Source organism: Duganella phyllosphaerae, from assembly GCF_001758785.1.
Lineage (GTDB): Bacteria > Pseudomonadota > Gammaproteobacteria > Burkholderiales > Burkholderiaceae_D > Rugamonas > Rugamonas phyllosphaerae.
Map to the genome: position 1 here is coordinate 19753 of NZ_LROM01000059.1, position 17828 is coordinate 37580.

Annotated in this window: 11 protein-coding genes and 1 riboswitch; of the genes, 7 read left to right on the forward strand and 4 right to left on the reverse strand. The window is 65.6% G+C overall.

Annotated elements, in window-relative coordinates; translation table 11 throughout:
- Positions 1 to 28: 28 nt before the first annotated feature.
- Entirely contained in the window at positions 29 to 2425 is a 2397-nt protein-coding gene (locus DUPY_RS05760; RefSeq protein ID WP_208600005.1) for a glycoside hydrolase family 3 N-terminal domain-containing protein, read from the forward strand.
- On the opposite strand, the gene DUPY_RS05765 is transcribed toward DUPY_RS05760, so the two are convergent.
- From DUPY_RS05765 to DUPY_RS05775, 3 genes are all read right to left on the reverse strand, one after another.
- Positions 2406 to 3542 (reverse strand): LacI family DNA-binding transcriptional regulator, encoded by a 1137-nt coding sequence (locus DUPY_RS05765; protein WP_070246877.1) that lies wholly within the window; start codon positions 3540 to 3542, stop codon positions 2406 to 2408. The genes DUPY_RS05760 and DUPY_RS05765 overlap by 20 nt on opposite strands.
- Positions 3543 to 3647: 105 nt before the next feature.
- Complete coding sequence (locus tag DUPY_RS05770) at positions 3648 to 5309, reverse strand: GH35 family beta-galactosidase (protein ID WP_070246878.1); 1662 nt, start codon at positions 5307 to 5309, stop codon at positions 3648 to 3650.
- 94 nt (positions 5310 to 5403) lie between these two features.
- The gene (locus tag DUPY_RS05775) at positions 5404 to 8487 is read right to left on the reverse strand and encodes a TonB-dependent receptor (RefSeq protein ID WP_084640558.1); all 3084 of its coding nucleotides are present in this window, start codon (positions 8485 to 8487) and stop codon (positions 5404 to 5406) included.
- A 233-nt stretch (positions 8488 to 8720) separates the two neighbouring features.
- Between DUPY_RS05775 and DUPY_RS05780 the strand changes: the two genes are divergently transcribed.
- Positions 8721 to 9716, forward strand: coding sequence for a ribonuclease T2 family protein (locus DUPY_RS05780; RefSeq protein WP_070246879.1), 996 nt, complete (start codon positions 8721 to 8723; stop codon positions 9714 to 9716).
- Here the strand turns inward: DUPY_RS05780 and DUPY_RS05785 are convergent.
- Positions 9689 to 11296 (reverse strand): sensor domain-containing diguanylate cyclase, encoded by a 1608-nt coding sequence (locus DUPY_RS05785; protein WP_084640559.1) that lies wholly within the window; start codon positions 11294 to 11296, stop codon positions 9689 to 9691. The two genes, DUPY_RS05780 and DUPY_RS05785, sit on opposite strands and share 28 nt — an antisense overlap.
- A gap of 175 nt (positions 11297 to 11471) precedes the next feature.
- On the opposite strand from DUPY_RS05785, the gene DUPY_RS05790 reads away from it, so the two are divergent.
- From DUPY_RS05790 to DUPY_RS05810, 5 genes are all read left to right on the forward strand, one after another.
- The gene (locus DUPY_RS05790) at positions 11472 to 11993 is read left to right on the forward strand and encodes a GNAT family N-acetyltransferase (RefSeq protein WP_070246881.1); all 522 of its coding nucleotides are present in this window, start codon (positions 11472 to 11474) and stop codon (positions 11991 to 11993) included.
- Between the two features lie 53 nt (positions 11994 to 12046).
- A riboswitch (cobalamin riboswitch) is annotated at positions 12047 to 12255 on the forward strand.
- 124 nt (positions 12256 to 12379) lie between these two features.
- A complete protein-coding gene (locus DUPY_RS05795) occupies positions 12380 to 12583 on the forward strand; it encodes a CbtB domain-containing protein (protein WP_070246882.1) in 204 nt (67 codons plus the stop codon).
- Positions 12574 to 13371, forward strand: coding sequence for a CbtA family protein (locus DUPY_RS05800; RefSeq protein ID WP_084640560.1), 798 nt, complete (start codon positions 12574 to 12576; stop codon positions 13369 to 13371). The genes DUPY_RS05795 and DUPY_RS05800 overlap by 10 nt, the downstream gene beginning before the upstream one ends.
- Before the next feature lie 3 nt (positions 13372 to 13374).
- Positions 13375 to 13707 carry a (2Fe-2S) ferredoxin domain-containing protein gene (locus DUPY_RS05805; RefSeq protein ID WP_070246883.1) on the forward strand — a complete coding sequence of 111 codons (333 nt, stop codon included), beginning with the start codon at positions 13375 to 13377 and terminating at the stop codon, positions 13705 to 13707.
- Positions 13704 to 17828, forward strand: a complete 4125-nt coding sequence (locus DUPY_RS05810; RefSeq protein ID WP_070246884.1) for a cobaltochelatase subunit CobN — start codon at positions 13704 to 13706, stop codon at positions 17826 to 17828. Before DUPY_RS05805 ends, DUPY_RS05810 begins: the two co-directional genes overlap by 4 nt.

The window sequence follows — 17828 nt, forward strand, 5'->3', positions numbered from 1 at the left end:
TACCCACATAAAAAATATGGAGACAAGTATGACCAGTAACCGCAGGGATTTTCTGACCTCGATGACCGGCGTGGCCGGCCTGTCCATGGTGTCGGCGCCGATGGCCTTCGCTGCCACCGCTACTGCCGCCGCCAGCGCACCGTATAAAAACGCCAGCTTGCCGGTGGATCGCCGGGTAAGCGACCTGCTGGGCCGCATGACGCTGGAAGAAAAGATCGCCCAGATGCTGTGCGTGTGGCAGAAGAAGACCGAGATCCAGGACGCCAGCGGCGAGTTCAACGCAGCCAAGGCCAAACAGGTTTATCCGCACGGTATCGGCATGATCGGGCGTCCGTCCGACCGCCAGCTGGGCCAGGCGGCCGGCGCCGGCGACACCGGTGGCGTCAAGAACCGCAATGCCCTCGAAACCGCCATCTACACCAACGCCGCACAAAAATGGGCGGTGGAAGAAACCCGCCTGGGCATTCCGCTGTTCATGCACGAAGAGGCGCTGCACGGTTACGTCGCGCGCGACGCCACCAGCTTCCCGCAGGCGATCGGCCTGGCCTCGTCGTTCGATCCGGCGCTGGTGCAGCAGGCATTCAGCGTGGCCGCGCGCGAAATGCGCGCGCGCGGCGCCAACCTGGCGCTGGCGCCGGTGGTGGACGTGGCGCGTGAACCGCGCTGGGGCCGCATCGAGGAAACCTATGGCGAAGATGCCCATCTCTCTGCGGAAATCGGCAAGGCGGCAGTGATCGGCTTCGCCGGCGACAACCCGGTGCTGGCCAAGGACAAGGTCTTCGTCACGCTCAAGCACATGACCGGCCACGGCCAGCCGGAAAACGGCACCAATATCGGCCCGGCCGAAGTGAGCGAGCGCACCCTGCGCGAAGACTTCTTCCCGCCGTTCGAGCGCCTGATCCGCGAGACCAATGTGGCGGCAGTGATGCCATCGTATAACGAGATCGGCGGCATCCCGTCGCACGCCAGCCACTGGCTGCTGCACAAGGTGCTGCGCGAGGAATGGGGTTTCCAGGGCGTGACGGTGTCCGATTATTTCGGCATCAACGAGATGGCCTCGCGCCACAAGCTCGCCCCCGACGCGAAAGAGGCGGGCTACTACGCGATCAAGGCCGGCGTCGATATCGAAACGCCCGATCCGCTGTCGTACCTGTCGCTGGCCGACCTGGTCAAGGAAAAGCGCGTCTCGGTCAAGGAAATCGACACCGTGGTGCGTCGCATCCTGAAGCTGAAATTCCAGGCCGGGCTGTTCGAGCAGCCATACGTGGACGCCAACCGCGCCGACAGCCTGACCGCAACCGCCGATGCGGTGGCGCTGGCGCGCCTGGTCGCCACCCGCACCCCGGTGCTGCTCAAGAACGACAAGGGGCTGCTGCCGCTCGACGGCAAAAAAGTGGGCAAGGTGCTGCTGCTGGGCGCCCACGCGAAAGACACGCCGATCGGCGGTTACTCCGACATTCCGCGCCACGTGGTGTCGGTGTACGAGGGACTGCAGGCCGAGAGCCGCGCCCAGGGTTTCGAACTGGCCTACGCCGAAGGCGTGCGCATCACCGAGAGCCGCATCTGGGGCCAGGACGAGATCAAGTTCGTCGCGCCGGAAGTCAATGCCAGGCTGATCGCCGAGGCGGTGGCGGCGGCGAAAAATGCCGACACCATCATCATGGTACTGGGCGACAACGAGCAGACCAGTCGCGAAGCCTGGGCCGACAACCACCTGGGCGACCGCGAGACGCTGGACCTGATGGGCCAGCAGAACGACCTGGCGCGCGCCATCTTCGCGCTGGGCAAACCGACCGTGGTATTCCTGCTCAACGGCCGTCCGTTGTCGGCCAACCTGCTGGCCGAGAAGGCCGACGCGCTGGTGGAGGGCTGGTACATGGGCCAGGAAACCGGCAACGCGGTGGCCGACATCCTGTTCGGCCGCGCCAACCCGGGCGGCAAGCTGCCGGTGTCGATCGCGCGCAGCGTGGGTCAGCTGCCGATCTTCTACAACCACAAGCCGTCGGCGCGGCGCGGCTATATCGACGGCTCCACCAAGCCTTTATATCCGTTCGGTTTCGGTCTCAGTTACACCACGTTCTCGATCTCGGAGCCGCGCTTGACCAAGGCGCGCATCGGCGTGGGCGAGAGCACCAAGGTGGAAGTGGACGTGTCCAATACCGGCAAGGTCGCAGGCGACGAAGTAGTGCAGATTTACATCCGCGACGACATCAGCTCGGCCACGCGGCCGGTGCTGGAACTGAAGGCCTTCAAGCGTGTGACCTTGCAGCCGGGCGAACGGCGCACGCTGTCGTTCGACATCAAGCCGTCGGACCTGTGGTTCTACAATATGCGGATGGAGCGCGTGGTGGAGCCGGGCAGCTTCACCATTCACGCTGGCCCGGATTCGGTCCAGCTCAAATCGGTCAAGCTGATGGTGGGCTAGTCATCGCTGACTCCGCGTCCGCCGGGCGCGGCGTCTGCGACGGCATGAAATGCGCCGGCGGACGCACGCGCGGGGCGGCGTCGGACTGGCGCCGGATCAGCGAAAAATTCATCAACAGGTGTTCGGGCTTCGAGGGTTCGCCGTCGCGCTGGCGGCGGATCTGCCGTTGCAGCAGGCGCGCCGCCTCGCCGGCCATGTCGGTGATCGGCTGGTGCACGGTGGTCAGCGCCGGCCAGATGGTGGTGGCCAGCGCGGTATCGTCGAAGCCCACCACGGTCAAATCGCCCGGTACGTCCAGGCCCAGCCGGTGCGCCACCGCCACGGTGGCTGCGGCCATGTCGTCGTTGCTGGCGAAAATGGCGGTGGGGCGTTCGGCCAGCGCCATCAGCGCTTCCGCCGCTTCCAGTCCCGAACGATAGGTGTACAAGCCCGGCACGGTCAGCTCCGGCGCCATGTCGGCGCCGGCTTCCTGAAGCGCTGCCTGGTGGCCGGCCTGGCGCCGTGCGCTGGCGACCTGGTTGCCGTCGCCGGCGATGAAGCCGATGCGGTGGTGGCCCAGGTCGATCAACTGGCGCGTCATCTGGTACGCGGCCAGGTAGTCGTCGATGCTGACCGAGCTGACCGTATTCATGTCGGCAGCGGGCTGGCCGCAGGCCACCGTCACCACCGGTGCGCCAGCGTTTTTCAGGCGCGCCAGGATGGCCGGGTCGTCGCCGAGCGGCGGCGGCAGGATGATGCCATCGAGGTTGTTGTCGATCAGGCGTTCGATCTGTTCGAGCTGGTGCGCCTGGCCATCGCCTTTTTCCACGAACAGCTGCATATTGTGGATGCTGGACTGGTTGAGCAGGCCGACCAGCAAGGCGCTCAGGTAGCCGGCGCTGGGATTGCTGTACAAGAAACCGATGCGCATCGGCCGCGCGCCGGCCAGCTTGCGCGCTTCCTGGTTGGGCATGTAGTTGAGCGCGGCCGCCGCATCGGCGACCTTCTTGCGGGTTTTGGCATGGACCGTGTCCTTGCCGTTCATGACGCGCGATACGGTCATCGGCGACACGCCAGCCAGCCGCGCCACGTCGTGCATCGTCGGCTGGCTGCGCTCTTCTGGCGCCAATTTATTCATTGCGGGACTACCTTCGGTGGAGTGATGTAAGGCGCAACCATCTACAGATGGTTGCGGTAACACTTTAGCATATTTCCACCTTCTGCCTGGAGTCGTCGTACAACTTCATCTGTAGCGATACAGCTTCACCTTTTGCGCGGTAAAGCCGCCGGTCACCAGCATCACCTGGCGGCCCTGGTGGATCTCGTCGCCATTGAGCCAGCGCGCAGGCGCCCACTTGCCCTTCTCGTACGTGCCTTCCGTGACCAGCTCCAGGCCGATGCTGTCGCCGGCGCCGGTGGCGTCCTTGAACGTGACGGTCAGTCCCTTGCCGGCGACGAGGAATTCGTCGTCGGCCAGTCGTATCACCAGGCCGCCGAACGCTTCCACATCGCGGCTGGTGGCCTTTGCCCACGGATTGCCGAACGATACGGTGAGCAGGTAGCCGCCCATCGTGGCCTGCTGCGGCGCTGCATCAACCACGCCGTCGTACGACACGCGGGCCTTGAAACCGCGCGTGTGGCCCGCGCCCTGGTGGCGGTTGATCACGGGCGCCAGCTGGCGCAGCAGGCGGTAGGCGGCGGGCAGGGTGTCGTCACCCGTGCCGGTGCTGTCCTCGATGCCGAACGGCGAAAAGCCGAAGGCGTCGTGTTCGCCTATGGCGTAAAAGGCCTTGGCGGCGGCGTCGTGGCGGCCGGCGTTGTCGGCTTCCGGCACAAACAGCGGATTGTCGTGGCGCTTGAACTGCGGCGCCCAGTCGGTAAAGTTGGGGAAATAGGTATCGATCGCCAGCAGGTCGACCGACGGCGCCGCCGCCTTCCACACATCGAACAGGTGCGGCAGCGGGCCCGCACTCGGGTACTCGCCCGGCTGTTTTCCGGGCCGGTTGAGCGCCGCATTCACGTACAGCGGAATCGGGTACGCCGCCTTGCCGGCCGCGCTCATGGTCTCCACGAAAGCGGCGTAGGCCCATGCCTGGAATACCTCTTCGGCGCCGATGGAAGTTCCGAACACTTCGGCCCAAGTGCCCTGGGTACGCTGGCCCTGCGCGGTCCACAAGGCCAGCAGCGACGGGTGCAGGGTAGCGCGGTTGGCTTGCAGGTAATCGAGCAGGCGCCGGGGCACCTGGCCAGCCAGCGCCGCGTTGGCCAGCGGGCCGAAGTCGCGTACGTCCGGCAGCATGCCGATCTCGTTTTCCACCTGTACCATGAGCACGGTGCGCTCGGTGTCGGTTTGCTTGAGGTGCGCCAGCAGCGCGCGGAAGGCGGCGGTATCGCGCTGCAAGGTCTGCTCGCCAAACGGACTGAGGATTTCCTGCGCCGCGCCAGCGCGGTTGAACGCACGTGGGAAGCGCCTGGCGTCGCGCTTGACGTATGGCGGCACGTAAGTGGACATGGAGTTTTTCCAGGCGCCGAACCACAGCAGGATCAGTCGCATGTCATTGGCGCGGGCTTGCTTGAGCATGCCGTCGAGGACCGTGAAGTCGTAACGGCCTTCCTCCGGCTCCATCTGGTCCCACTGCACCGGCGCCAGCACGGTATTGAGCTGGGCGTTTTTCAGGGCAGGCCACAGCCGTTGCAGGTAGGGCAGGTGAGAAGCGGAAGAGTTGTGCAGCTCGCCGCCCAGCACCAGGAACGGCTGGTCGTCGACGATGAGCAGGGAGGCCGTGCCCTGCTGGCGCAGGTGCGGCACCGGCGCGGCAGCGCTGGCAGGGGCGGTTGCAATGCCGAATACGGCGAGGGCGCACAGCGCAGCAAGCGTATGGCGGGGCGATGCACGCAATGTCATCGTGGGGATCCTTGGAATCGGTCAAAAAAGAAGCACCGCCGCCACCCGGCGACGGTGCCCATAAACTGCTCTTGGAGGAGCAGGGAGCGACACATCAGAACTTTTTGCGCAGGCCGAAGGAGTAGGTGCGGCCGGGGGCGTACTCGGTGAAGCGGGCGTTGGAAAACTGGAAGTACGTCTTTTTGGCGTCGCGGTTGAGGTTGACGATATCGAAGGTCAGCGTCGGCCAGCCGTCGCGGTCCATCACCTGTTCCAGGTCGATGCTCGACGAGAAGTCCATCTGCTTGTAGTCGTTCACATACAGGTTGGCCAGCGTGATGCCGTTCTGGTTGCCGGTGGAGACCTGGCTGCCCTTGGAGAAGGTGTGCGACAGGCGCGCCGAGTAGCCATAGTTCTCGTAGAAGACCGAGAAGTTATTGGTGCGTTTCGGTACACCGAGCGCCACGAAGCCTTCGCTGCCTTCGCCGCTGGCGCGCTGGGTGATGAAGGTGACGGTCTCGTTGAAGCCCAGGCCCTTGAACGGCAGCAGCTTGTCCAGCGGCTGCACCCAGCCCAGCTCCAGGCCACGGATGCGCAGCTTGCCGCTGGCGTTGCGGGTGCGTGTCATGACGACGGTGGCGGCGTTTGGACCGCCCCGGTCGTTGAGCGCGCTTTGCTGATTCTGGGACAGGTTGTTGTAAGTGATGCCGTAGGCGGCCAGGTCGGAAAACGGCAGCGTCAGGTTTTCGTTGGCGGTAAAGCCGTCCACTTTTTTCTGGAACACGGTGGCGCTGATATAGCCTTCGCGGCCGGTGTACCAGTCCAGCCCCAGGTCAATATTATCGGACAGGTAGGGTTTCAGGGTAGGGTTGCCGATGGTGCCGATGTCCGCTGACGGCGACGAAAAGTTGATGCCCGGGCGCAGCGCGTTCGGGTCGGCGCGCGTCATGCTGCGCGAGACGGCGGCGCGGGCCACGATGTCGCTGCGCAGGTTGAGGGCGGCGGTGGCCGATGGCAGCGTGTTGTTGTAAGTGGTGTCCTGGTATACCCACTGGTCCACGTTCGGGTACTTGCTGCCGTTGAGCGGCAGGTTGGCGTTGCGCGGATCGGAGAACGAGTTGTACGAACCGACCTGCTGGCGGGTGCGCACGTAGCGGATGCCGGCGTTGTAGCGCAGGTCCAGGCCCCACGGCTTGGCTTCGCCATTGAGTTCGGTGTAGATGCCGGTGCTCTTTTCGGCGATGAAGCCGGCGTTGGCGCCGGTGGAAGACGACATGGCGAATGGCGCGTTCTTGTTGTACGTGTCGTAGTTGGAGTCCTTGCGGAAGCGGTCCCAGTCGATGATCGGGCGGCCGTAAGGGCCCGGCACGATGTAGCTGGCCAGCGCGCTTTGCGGGATCAGCGAGCCGCCGTAGGTGAGGGCGTCGGTACGGCCGGCCGTGTAGCCGGTGCCGAAGCCCGGGTACAGCGCGGCGGCGCTGGCGCCCGGCGTATTGGCGCCGTCGCAGGCAGGGCCGCCATTGGGGCCGGCCAGCAGCACGCTCGGGTTGTTGCCACAGACGGCGGCCTGCCATGCGGCCGAATTTTCCTGGGCGCGGATGCGGCGATTGATGTCGTCGTACGCGATACCGGCCTTGATGTTGAAGGCGCGGTCGCCCCAGGTCAGGTCGGCGTGGGCGCCCTTGGTGCGGGTTTCGCGCAATTCGTTGGCGATGTTGACGCGGCCGCCGGCCCAGGCGTAGTTGGCCGGGTTGTTCAGGTCCAGGCTGGACGTGATGTTCGGGATGCCGCCGCCGTTGTTGTCATAGGTGGTCGTATTGCCGCTGTTGGCCGGCGTGATGGGCATCACGGTCGGCGCCTCGTGCGAGAAGCGGCTGCGCGTGTAGTTCACCTGGGCATCGAGCTTGAGCTTGGGCGTGATGGTCCACTCCATGCCCGGATTGATGCCCAGCAGGTCCACCTTGTCATGGCGCGGACCGTATTCGATGAAGTTGAGCGAGTTGGCAAACGTGCCGCCGGTGACGGTGCAGCCGGCGCTGCAATCGCTGCGGTCCACGGTCATGTTGAGCGGGATCACGCCGTTGTTGCGCACGGCCCAGTTGTAGGCCACGCGCTGGGCCTTGTCGTCACGCTTGCTGTACATCGTGTCGACATAGAAGTGCAGGTCGTCGGTGGGGCGGTATTCGCTGCTGAAGATGGCCGAGAGCTTGTCCTTGGTGCCGAAGTAGTCCATGGTGCGGCCCAGGCGCGGCAGGATGGCGTTGTCGATCTGCTGGATGGTCAGTCCCGGATTGTGCTGCAGCAGGAAGGCCTGGTCGATCACCGTGCCCGGTACCAGGCCATTGCCGGCGTTGGCCGGCACCACGGCCGGGATATTCCAGTTGCCGCCGCCCGTGTTGTTGCGGGTGGGGGAGGTGTTCTGGGTGGCGCTCAGGTTGGGATTGGTCCAGCCCACCGACTCGAAACCGGTAGTGCGGATTTCCTGGCGCGACACCGAAATGCCGCCCAGGATGCCGAAGGTCTTGCCCCAGGTCTGGCTGGCCAGCAGCGAACCACGGCCGCCGGTCTTGTCGGCGATCTGGTTACGCGTGCCGGTCACGCTCATGGCCACGGTGCGGCCTTCCTTGTCGAACGGGCGCGCGCTGCGCAGGTTCACCACGCCGGCGGCGCCGCCTTCGAGCATGCTCGCCGTTGGACTCTTGCTCACCGTGAGCTTGGTAAACAGGTCGGTGGGCAGCAGGTCGAGATCGACTTCGCGGTTGCTGTTCTGGCCATCGACCGGGCCGGACGAGGCCACCGCGATCTGCGCATTATTGAGCAGAATCTTGGTGAAGCTCGAGCCGAGGCCGCGAATCTGGATGTTCATGCCTTCGCCGGTGACATCGCGCGAGACGCCCACGCCGGGAATGCGGCTGAGCGACTCGGCGATATTCTTGTCCGGGAATTTGCCGAAGTCTTCGGCGTTGATCGAGTCCTGGAAGCCGACCGCTTCTTTCTTGTCCTTGGCCGACGAGATCAGGCTGTTGCGGTAGCCGCTGACCTCCACCTTCTGGATCGTCGCTTCGTCGATGGGAGCAGTGGCGGGAGGCGTTTGCTGGGCATAGGCCTGGGCCACCAGGCCGGCCATCATGGTCAGGCCGCAGGCCAGGCGGGCAGGCGTGCGGCGGCCACCGCCGGTAGGGGTGAAGGTGCTGGGCATTGCTGTCTCCTAATGGTTTTTTTGACTGCTTTTTGTTAGCTGCCACGGTCTTGTGTTTTTTATGGTACCGCGACCATTTGAGTGTAGAAGCGTTGCCAAGATATTGTCAACAGAAAGATTCCGCAAAATGTCATGCGCTACCATTTTGTTGATCGCGTGGCTAATCGACAACGCCGGCCTTGGCCCGCGCAGGCTCGGCTACAATGCCGCCAACCTTTCTTGCGGAGCTCTCCATGTTGCGAATTACTGTCACCTTTGTGCTGGCCTGCCTGGCTGGCGGCGCCGCTGCCAGCGAAGCGGCCAGCGGCACGTTCACCGCCAGCAAAAGCTGCGAAGCCTATGCGTCGTTCGCCAAGCGCACCAATCCCGGCGCTGCGCAGCTGGCGGCCGGCAAGGGCTATACGGTGCGCGAGATTAACAAGGCCGACTACGACTGGGTGCGGGTGGAAGTGCCGGGTGCGGAGCCGAAGCTGCGCTGGGTGCAGCGCGACTGCGGCGCAGCGGTGCTGGAACCGATGGAAGCGCGCTCGGCACGGCCGCCGCGCGGCAGCGATCCGGCCGCCGATGGCGGCTCGTGCAGCATCGCCAACCGCCAGGACAGCTACGTGCTGGCCGTAACCTGGCAGCCCGGCTTTTGCGAGCACTTCCCGTTCAAGGGCAGCAAGCCCGAATGCGATGCCATGAACGGCGGCAAACTGGAGGCAAAGACCCTGAGCCTGCATGGCCTGTGGCCCAACAAGAAGGAGTGCGGCACCCGTTACGGCAGTTGCGAAGGCCAGCAGTTCTCGCTGTCGAAGGACACCATCGCAAAAATAGCGCCGTGGATGCCCAACTTCTATTACGAGCGCACCTTCGGCGCCTACGAGTGGAACAAGCATGGCAAGTGCCAGGAACTGGCGCCGGACGATTACTTCATCAAGGCGGTATCAGCGGTGCGGGTGGTGAACGATTCGGAAGTGGGCAAGATCATCCTCGGCAGCACCGGCAAGAGCATCCGCGTGGACGACTTCTTCGCGCGCGTCAAAGCGCGCCATGGCGAGAAGGTGGCCGATAGCCTCACGCTCGTGTGCAGCCAGCGCAAATACTTGCAGGAGATCCGGGTGTCGCTGCCGCTGCAATTCGGCACCGACCGCGACCTGGCGGCCATGGTGGGCAATGCCCAGCCGGCGCCGGCGCGGGTGCAGGGTTGTGCCGACGAGATCTACATCGAAGCAGCCGGCAAGGATTGAGCTTTTGCGGCCAGCTTGCGTTCGGCCTTGCGCCGGTACATGGCGTCGTCGGCATCGGCCACCAGGTCGGTGGCGCTGACCGGCTGCTGCTGGGCGCTGCCTTGGGGCGCCAGCATTGCCACGCCGATGCTGGCGCCTGCCACCAGCTCGTAACCTTCGATGTGATGCGCCTGGGCCAGGCGGGTTTCCAGCTTGGCCACCACGGTGGCCGTGGCTGCGGCGTCGCAGCCCACCAGGATCACGGCAAACTCGTCGCCACCGAGCCGCGCCGCCAGGTCGGACTTGCGCAACTCCTCGCGCAGGCGTAGCGCGGCGCCGGTCAGCAACTGGTCGCCGGCGGCGTGGCCGTAGGTGTCGTTGATCTGCTTGAAGGAGTCCAGGTCAAGGTACAGCAGCGAGAGCGGCTCCCCCGTGCGCGCGCACAGTTCTACCTGCCGCTCCAGGAACTCGCAAAACATGGCGCGGTTGGCCAGGCCGGTGAGCGGATCGTGGGTGGCCTGGTGGCGCGCCTGCGCATGCATGCGCGCCGCATCGACCAGCGCCACGCCCACCTCGTCGGCCTCGCGCAAGCCGTAGCTGGCTGCTGCCACCGCTTCGCCGCGCCCCAGCGCCATGGCCGGCGCCACCAGCGCGCCGATGGCGCGCGTGATGCGGTTGCTGATGCTCCACGCCAGTACCAGGCTGGCGGCGAGCAGGGTGGCGGTCGCCAATACCAGCACCAGCAGCTTGCGATTGAGTTCGGCGTTGAGCACCTCGATCGGAATGCCGATACCGACCGTCCATTGCGAGTCGCCCGCATGCGTCATCACCGCCAGTATCGGCTTGCCGTCGAGGGTGTTGGTTTCGATCACCCCTTCAAAACCTGCACGCATATGGTCGATGACTTCTGGCAGCGCCTTGTGGCCGACGTAGCGCTGCGTGTCCTGGCTACGCGCGACCACTTTGCCGCCGCGATCGAGGATGCTGGCAATCCAGTGCTCGGGATAGCTTTGCTGGGCCAGCAGGGCGTTGAAGCGTTCTACCGGGACGGTCGCATTCAGCGCGCCGATGAGGTCCGGGCGCCCGGGCAGGTATCGCACCGGGATACTGACCGACGCGATATTGCGGTTCGAGACCGCACCGATAAACAGGTCGGAAATCGCGGTGGCGTCGTTTTTCTGGACGAACTGCAGCACGTTCCCCATGCTTGGCGGGGGCAACGCGGCGCCGTAAGGGATGAAGGTATTGATCAACTGCTGGCCGCTGGCGTCTTCGAGCACGATGTTGAGCATGTGCTGCGAGGCGGCCAGGCCGCGCGCCTGCGCGTAGAATGCCTGCCGGTCGCTGCGCGCCAGGTCGGGCGAGGTGGCCAGCGCGCGCAGCGCCGCCTCCACGGTGGCGAACTCCTTGTCCACGTCCATGGCGTTGGCGCGCGCCGTGGCCATGGCGCCGGTGATGAAGGCCGCCCGCGCCTGGGTGTAGTCGTAGCCGATCAACAAAATCGCCATCAGTGCAGCGGGCACGATGCACGCCACTACGAGGTACAGCAGGCGGGATCGGATCGAGGGTGCACGCATGGTTGTTATGGTTTTGAATGGCATCGGTGTCTACGGTGGCTGCTGACGGTCCATCTGGCTGCCCTCAATGTTACATCACCGCATCAAATCTGTGTCTGGAAAGCAAGATAATAAGTGAAGCGACGTGGATGGCGTCCCATCGCCCGTTGTAGCGGCGATATTTTCGACTATCATGACGGTTGTCTTTCACGGAGTCACCATGCACCTTGTCAGCTGTACCGAAGAGCGCCACGCGCAAGCCATCCTCGACATTTTCAACGACGCCATCGCCAATTCGACGGCCCTGTACGAATACCATCCGCGCACGCTCGAGACCATGAACAAGTGGTTTGCCGCCAAGTGCGCCGGCGGCTATCCGGTGCTCGGGTACGAAGACGCCGGTGGCGTGCTGCTGGGCTTTGCCAGCTATGGCGCCTTTCGCGGCTACCCGGCCAACAAGTACGCGGTCGAGCATTCGGTATACGTGCGCGCCGACCAGCGCGGCAAGGGCCTGGGCCGCGCACTGCTGGAACAGGTGATCGCGGCGGCCGGGCAGGCCGACCTGCACACCATCGTCGGCGGCATCGACGCCGACAACCGCGCCAGCATCGCCCTGCACGAGCAGTTGGGCTTCGTCCATGCCGGCACCGTGCGCCATGCGGCGTTCAAGTTCGGGCGCTGGCTGGACCTGGCGTTTTACCAGCTGATCTTGCCCACGCCCGGCGCTCCGGTAGACGGCTAACGCCTTGCAATTCCCCTTTGCCGCCCCTATACTTCGCCGGTAGTCAAAGCTTCTGGTATGCGCGGACGTCGGGTGTGATCCCGGTTCCGCATATTTAAATGGGAAGCCGGTGCGCCCGACCAGGGCCATGCCGGCGCTGCCCCCGCAACGGTAGTCGAGGTCAAGGAAGTGCAATCAGCCACTGTGCGCAAGCATGGGAAGGCGCACTGCCAGGAGCGATCCACTCGTCAGCCCGGAAACCAGCCAGTAGCTGTCAACACGTTTGTATTGCGGAGGGCGATACGGGTGAGTGCTGCGCCGTGCTGTCCATCCGTTGTCGATGCATCCCGGCCGCTTCCCCGCTTTCCTTCCCCGCGTACCGTCTCCACGCACCTGGAAGGAAGATCATGCCCGTCACCCCAGTTACTACCGTCCACGCCGAAGTTGCCAGCCGTCCCGCCACATCCACGCTGCGCGAAAAAATGATCCCGGCGCTGTGCGCCGCCGGTCTTGGCGCCGTGCTGCTGTTCGGCGCCGGTTTCGCCTCGATGGAAGCGCTGCACAATGCTGCCCACGACAGCCGCCACTCGGCGGGCTTCCCGTGTCACTAAGCCGCACCGGGCCAGGCGCTGCGGCGCCGGCCGGCATCTTCAACGGCATCGTGCGCACCGCTGCTGCCGCCGGCATCATCGCCGGCTTGCTGCTGACCGGTGTGCAGCACCTGCAGGTAATCCCGATCATTCAGCAGGCCGAGGTGTATGAAAAGGCCCAGGACTCTGCTGCTGTCGTGGTTCCTGCCGCTCCTGTCGCTGCCGAACATGCGCATGCCGCCGGCACTGCGCCGCACGAGCATGGCCATGGCGGCCACGGCGCGGCGGCAGAGGCCCACAGCCACGGCGGCTGGGAGCCCGAAGACGGTATCGAGCGCACCGCCTACACGGCGCTGGCCGATGTCAGCATGGGTGTCGGTTACGCGCTGCTGCTGGCGGCCGTGATCTGCCTGCGCGGCCGCCCGGTGACCTGGCGCAGCGGCATGCTGTGGGGCGCGGCCGCGTACGCGGTGTTCTTCATCGCGCCGTCGCTCGGACTGCCGCCCGAGCTGCCGGGCACCCTGGCGGCGCCGGTCTCGGCGCGCCAGGCCTGGTGGATCTGCACCGCGTTCTCCACCGCCGTCGCCATCGGCGCACTGGCGTGGAGCCGCAACGTCTGGTTCAAGGTGGGTGCCGTGGCGCTGTTGTTGGTGCCGCACCTGGTGGGCGCGCCGCAACCGCCCATGCATTCGATGGCAGCGCCGGAAAGCCTGGTGGGCTCGTTCATCATCGCCACCGCGCTGGCCAATGCGGTGTTCTGGCTGGCCCTCGGGGGCCTGACCGGCTACTTCTACAAAAAGTTCGCCTGATTCATGAGAACCCACCACCGCCACATCTTCATGTGCGTCGGTCCGCGCTGCGAGCCGCAAGAAGGCCGCGCACAGGCCGTGTTCGAACACATGGGCAAGGTGATCGACGAACATCCCGAGCTGGCCGTCAAGCGTACCCGCACCCATTGCATGGTGGCGTGCCGCTTCGAGGGGCCGGTGGTGGCGGTGTACCCGGAAGGCGTGTGGTATCAGCGCGTAAACGAAGCCAACGCCGAGCGCATCGTCCACGAGCATCTGCTGAACGGGCGCGAAGTCGCCGACCTGGTGTTCCACCGCCTGGGCGTGGGCGACACCTGCGAACCTGGACCGAAATGACCGACCATCCGAATTTTTCACAGCTTGCGCTGCTGACCCACGCCTCCAACGACCTGACCGTGCTGCACCAGGCGCAGGCGCAAATGCCCGAAGGCTTCGGCCCGGTCATGGGTGTGAACCTGCAAGCGCTCGGGGAAGAGTCCACGCTGGCGCAACTGCTGTACGGCGAACTGCGCGCGGCGCGCGTGATCGTGGTGCGGGTGCTGGGCCGCCTGGGCGGCGTGCCCGGATTTTCCGACCTGGTCGAGCACGCGCGCCGCCAGGGGCGGCACCTGGTCGTCGTCAGCGGCACCGGCGAACCCGATCCCGAACTGGCGGCAGTGTCCACCGTGCGTTCCGACGTGCTGGACATGACCTTGCAGTACTTCCGCGCCGGCGGCAGCGCCAACCTGGCGCAGCTGCTGCGCTTCCTGTCCGACCATTTGCTGTTGACCGGCTTCGGCTTCGAGCCGGCGCTTGCGCTGCCGGACCACGGCATCTACCACCCGGACCTGGCGCCAGGCGCCGGCCTGGCTGACTGGCAGGCGCTGGCCGATCCGCAGCGCCCCAGCGTCGGCATCGTCTTCTACCGCGCCCACTGGATGAGCGGGAATACCCGCTTCATCGACGCGCTGCTGACCGCACTCGAAGCGCGCGGCATGAATGTGCTGCCGGTGTTTACCGCCTCGCTGCGGTCTGGATCGGGGGATGGCAAGCTGCCTGACGCCTTGCGTTACTTCGGCACCGTGGACCACGGTATCACGCAGGCCCATGTTGATGTGCTGATCAACACCACGTCGTTCGCCATGGGCGAGATCACGCCCGGCGGCCCCACGCCGGCGGGCTGGTCGGTGGGCGTACTGGAACAACTCGACGTGCCGGTGCTGCAGGCGATCACCAGCGGCATGACCCTGCCGCAGTGGGAACAGTCCGCGCGCGGCCTCAATCCGCTCGATGCTGCGATGAACGTGGTGCTGCCGGAGTTCGACGGCCGCATCATCACTGTGCCGCTGTCGTTCAAGGCGCGTGCTGCCGGCATGCCGGGCGACGCGGTCGAATATGATCCGCTGCCCGACCGCGTGGCGCGCATCGCCGGCATCGCCTGGCGCGCGGCGCGCCTCAAACGCGTACCGAATGCCGACAAGCGCGTGGCCTTCATGTTCACCAACTCCAGCAGCAAGGCTTCGCAGATCGGCAACGCCGTGGGGCTCGACGCGCCTGCATCGCTGATGCGCATCCTCGAATCAATGAAACAGGCCGGCTACGCGATAGGCGAGCTGCCAGAGAGCGGTACGGCACTGATCCACGACCTGGTCGCCCGCTGTTCGTACGACAATATCTACCTGACGGCCGAACAGATGCGCGGCGCCACCGGCCGGGTGCCGGCAGCGCAATACCAGCAGTGGTTCGACGAGATGCCGCAGGCGCTACAGGACAAGATGATCAAGCAGTGGGGGGCCGCCCCCGGCGAAGCCTATGTGCACGAAGGCTACGTGGCGCTGGCCGGCATCGAACTCGGTAACGCCTTCGTGGCGCTGCAGCCGCCGCGCGGCTACGGCATGGACCCGGACGCGATCTACCACCAACCCGACCTGCCGCCCACCCACCACTACTATGCGCTGTACCGCTGGCTGCGCGATGTGTGGCAGGCCGACGCCATCGTCCACGTCGGCAAGCACGGCACCATGGAGTGGTTGCCGGGCAAGGGCGTGGGCCTGTCGGAAGAGTGCTTCCCCGATGTGCTGCTGGGCGACCTGCCGCTGTTCTACCCGTTCATCATCAACGACCCGGGTGAAGGGTCGCAGGCCAAGCGCCGCGGCCACGCGGTGGTGGTCGATCACCTGACGCCGCCTATGACCACGGCCGACACCTACGGTGCGCTGGCGCAGCTGACGCAGCTGGTGGACGAGTACTACCAGGTCGAGGTACTCGATCCGGCCAAGCTGCCGCTGTTGCAGCAGCAGATCTGGGAACTGGTCAAGCAGACCAATCTCGATGCGGATTTGCAGATGCGGTTGCTCAGTCACGACCACGACCACGGGCATGGGCATCATCACCACGATCATGACCATCATCATGGCCACGATCACAGCCACGATCACGGCCATGACCACGATCACGCGCACGACGGCGAACTGCCGGCCGCCTTGTCGGCCATGGGCGGCTCCGACGTCGCCCACCTGATCGAAGACTTGGACGGCTACCTGTGTGAACTCGGTTCGGCCCAGATCCGGGACGGCCTGCACATCCTGGGCCGCCGCCCGGACGACACGCAAATGCCTGACATGCTGGTCTCGCTCACGCGCCTGCCGAACCTCGACGTCCCAGGCCTGCAAGCGGAAATTGCCCAGCTGTTCGGCTTGAACATGGAGATGCTGCTCGACCAGCAAGGCCGCCGACTGAACGTCGATCCGGCGCTGGCGCGCATCGCCGGCCGCGCCGTGGTCTCGCGCGCCAATGCGCTCGAAGCCGTGGATTTGCTGTGCCTGCGCCTGTTCACGGCGCTGGGCGAAGTCGCTTACGACGCAACGCAGATCGACAGCGTGCTGGCAGATGTGTTTGCCGACCTCGATGCGGCCACACCTGCCGCGTCGCTTTTGCAACCGTTGTTGCAACCGGCCTTGAAGGCGAGCGCCAATGTGCTGTCGCAGATGGGCAAGCCGCGTCCGAAGCTGGCGGCCTTGAAGCCTGCTGCATCAGCGTTGGCCCCGGCGCTGGCCAAGCCGGCCGGTCCGGCGCGCTTCGACGGCCTGCGCAAGATCTTGCGGTTCGCCTGCACCGACCTGGTGCCGAACCTCACCCGCGCCACCGACGAAATCGACAACCTGCTGCACGGCCTGTCCGGCGGCTACGTACCCGCGGGGCCTAGCGGCTCGCCCACGCGCGGCATGGCGCACATCCTGCCGACCGGCCGCAATTTCTATTCGGTCGATCCACGCAGCGTGCCGTCGCAATCGGCCTGGCGCGTGGGCCAGCAACTGGCGCGCGAAGTGCTGGAGCGTTACCAGCGCGAGTCGGGAGAGTACCCGGAAAGCGTGGCGATCAGCATTTGGGGCACCAGCGCCATGCGCACCCACGGCGACGACGTCGCGCAAATCCTGGCGTTGCTGGGCGTGCGCCCGGTATGGCGCGCCGAGAGCCGCCAGGTGAGCGGGGTGGAAGTGATCCCGCTCGACGAACTGAAACGCCCGCGCATCGACGTCACCACCCGCATCAGCGGCTTCTTCCGCGACGCCTTCCCGCAACTGATCGACCTGGTGGACGACGCGGTCAACCAGGTGATCCAGCGCGATGAACCCCTTACGCACAACTTCGTGCGCAAGCACTACCTGGCCGAACTGGCTGGGCTGATGACCGAGGGCGTGGCGCAAGCCGAGGCGGAAACCCGCGCCGCCTACCGCATCTTCGGCGCCAAGCCGGGGGCGTACGGCGCCGGCGTGCTGCCGCTGATCCAGCACCGCAACTGGGAAGCCGATGGCGACTTCGCCGAGGCTTACGTCAACTGGGGCGGTTACGCGTACGCGCGCGGCACCCAGGGCTCGGACCAGCGCGACGCCTTCCGCACCCGCCTCAATGGCGTGCAGATCGCGCTGCACAACCAGGACAACCGCGAACACGATATCTTCGACAGCGACGATTATTTGCAGTTCCACGGCGGCATGATCGCCACCATCCGCGCGCTCAGCGGCCAGCAGCCGCGCCATTACTTCGGCGACAGCCACGACCCGTCGCGCGCCCAGGTGCGCGACCTGAAGGAAGAGACCCTGCGCGTGTTCCGCTCGCGCGTGGTCAATCCCAAGTGGCTGGCCAGCATCCAGCGCCACGGCTACAAGGGCGGGCTGGAACTGACGGCCACCGTCGATTACCTGTTCGGCTACGACGCCACGGCGCAAGTGATGGACGACTGGATGTACGAGGACGTGGCGCAGTCGTACGGCTTCGACCCGGCCATGCAGCAGTTCCTGCAGGAGGCCAATCCGTGGGCGCAGAACGCAATTGCCGAACGCCTGCTGGAAGCGGCCACGCGCGGTATGTGGGCGGCGCCGAAGCCGGAAACCCTGGAGCGCCTGCGCGAGCTGTACCTGCGCAGCGAAGCACTGCTCGAAGAACGCGGCGAGACGCCGCGCAATGGTCAAGGGTAG

Excerpts from the sequence above, each read along its gene's own strand:
- DUPY_RS05760 (WP_208600005.1), top strand. The coding sequence starts at position 29 with ATGACCAGTAACCGCAGGGATTTTCTGACCTCGATGACCGGCGTGGCC.
- DUPY_RS05765 (WP_070246877.1), bottom strand. The coding sequence starts at position 3,542 with ATGAATAAATTGGCGCCAGAAGAGCGCAGCCAGCCGACGATGCACGAC.
- DUPY_RS05770 (WP_070246878.1), bottom strand. The coding sequence starts at position 5,309 with ATGACATTGCGTGCATCGCCCCGCCATACGCTTGCTGCGCTGTGCGCC.
- DUPY_RS05775 (WP_084640558.1), bottom strand. The coding sequence starts at position 8,487 with ATGCCCAGCACCTTCACCCCTACCGGCGGTGGCCGCCGCACGCCTGCC.
- DUPY_RS05780 (WP_070246879.1), top strand. The coding sequence starts at position 8,721 with ATGTTGCGAATTACTGTCACCTTTGTGCTGGCCTGCCTGGCTGGCGGC.
- DUPY_RS05785 (WP_084640559.1), bottom strand. The coding sequence starts at position 11,296 with ATGCCATTCAAAACCATAACAACCATGCGTGCACCCTCGATCCGATCC.
- DUPY_RS05790 (WP_070246881.1), top strand. The coding sequence starts at position 11,472 with ATGCACCTTGTCAGCTGTACCGAAGAGCGCCACGCGCAAGCCATCCTC.
- DUPY_RS05795 (WP_070246882.1), top strand. The coding sequence starts at position 12,380 with ATGCCCGTCACCCCAGTTACTACCGTCCACGCCGAAGTTGCCAGCCGT.
- DUPY_RS05805 (WP_070246883.1), top strand. The coding sequence starts at position 13,375 with ATGAGAACCCACCACCGCCACATCTTCATGTGCGTCGGTCCGCGCTGC.
- DUPY_RS05810 (WP_070246884.1), top strand. The coding sequence starts at position 13,704 with ATGACCGACCATCCGAATTTTTCACAGCTTGCGCTGCTGACCCACGCC.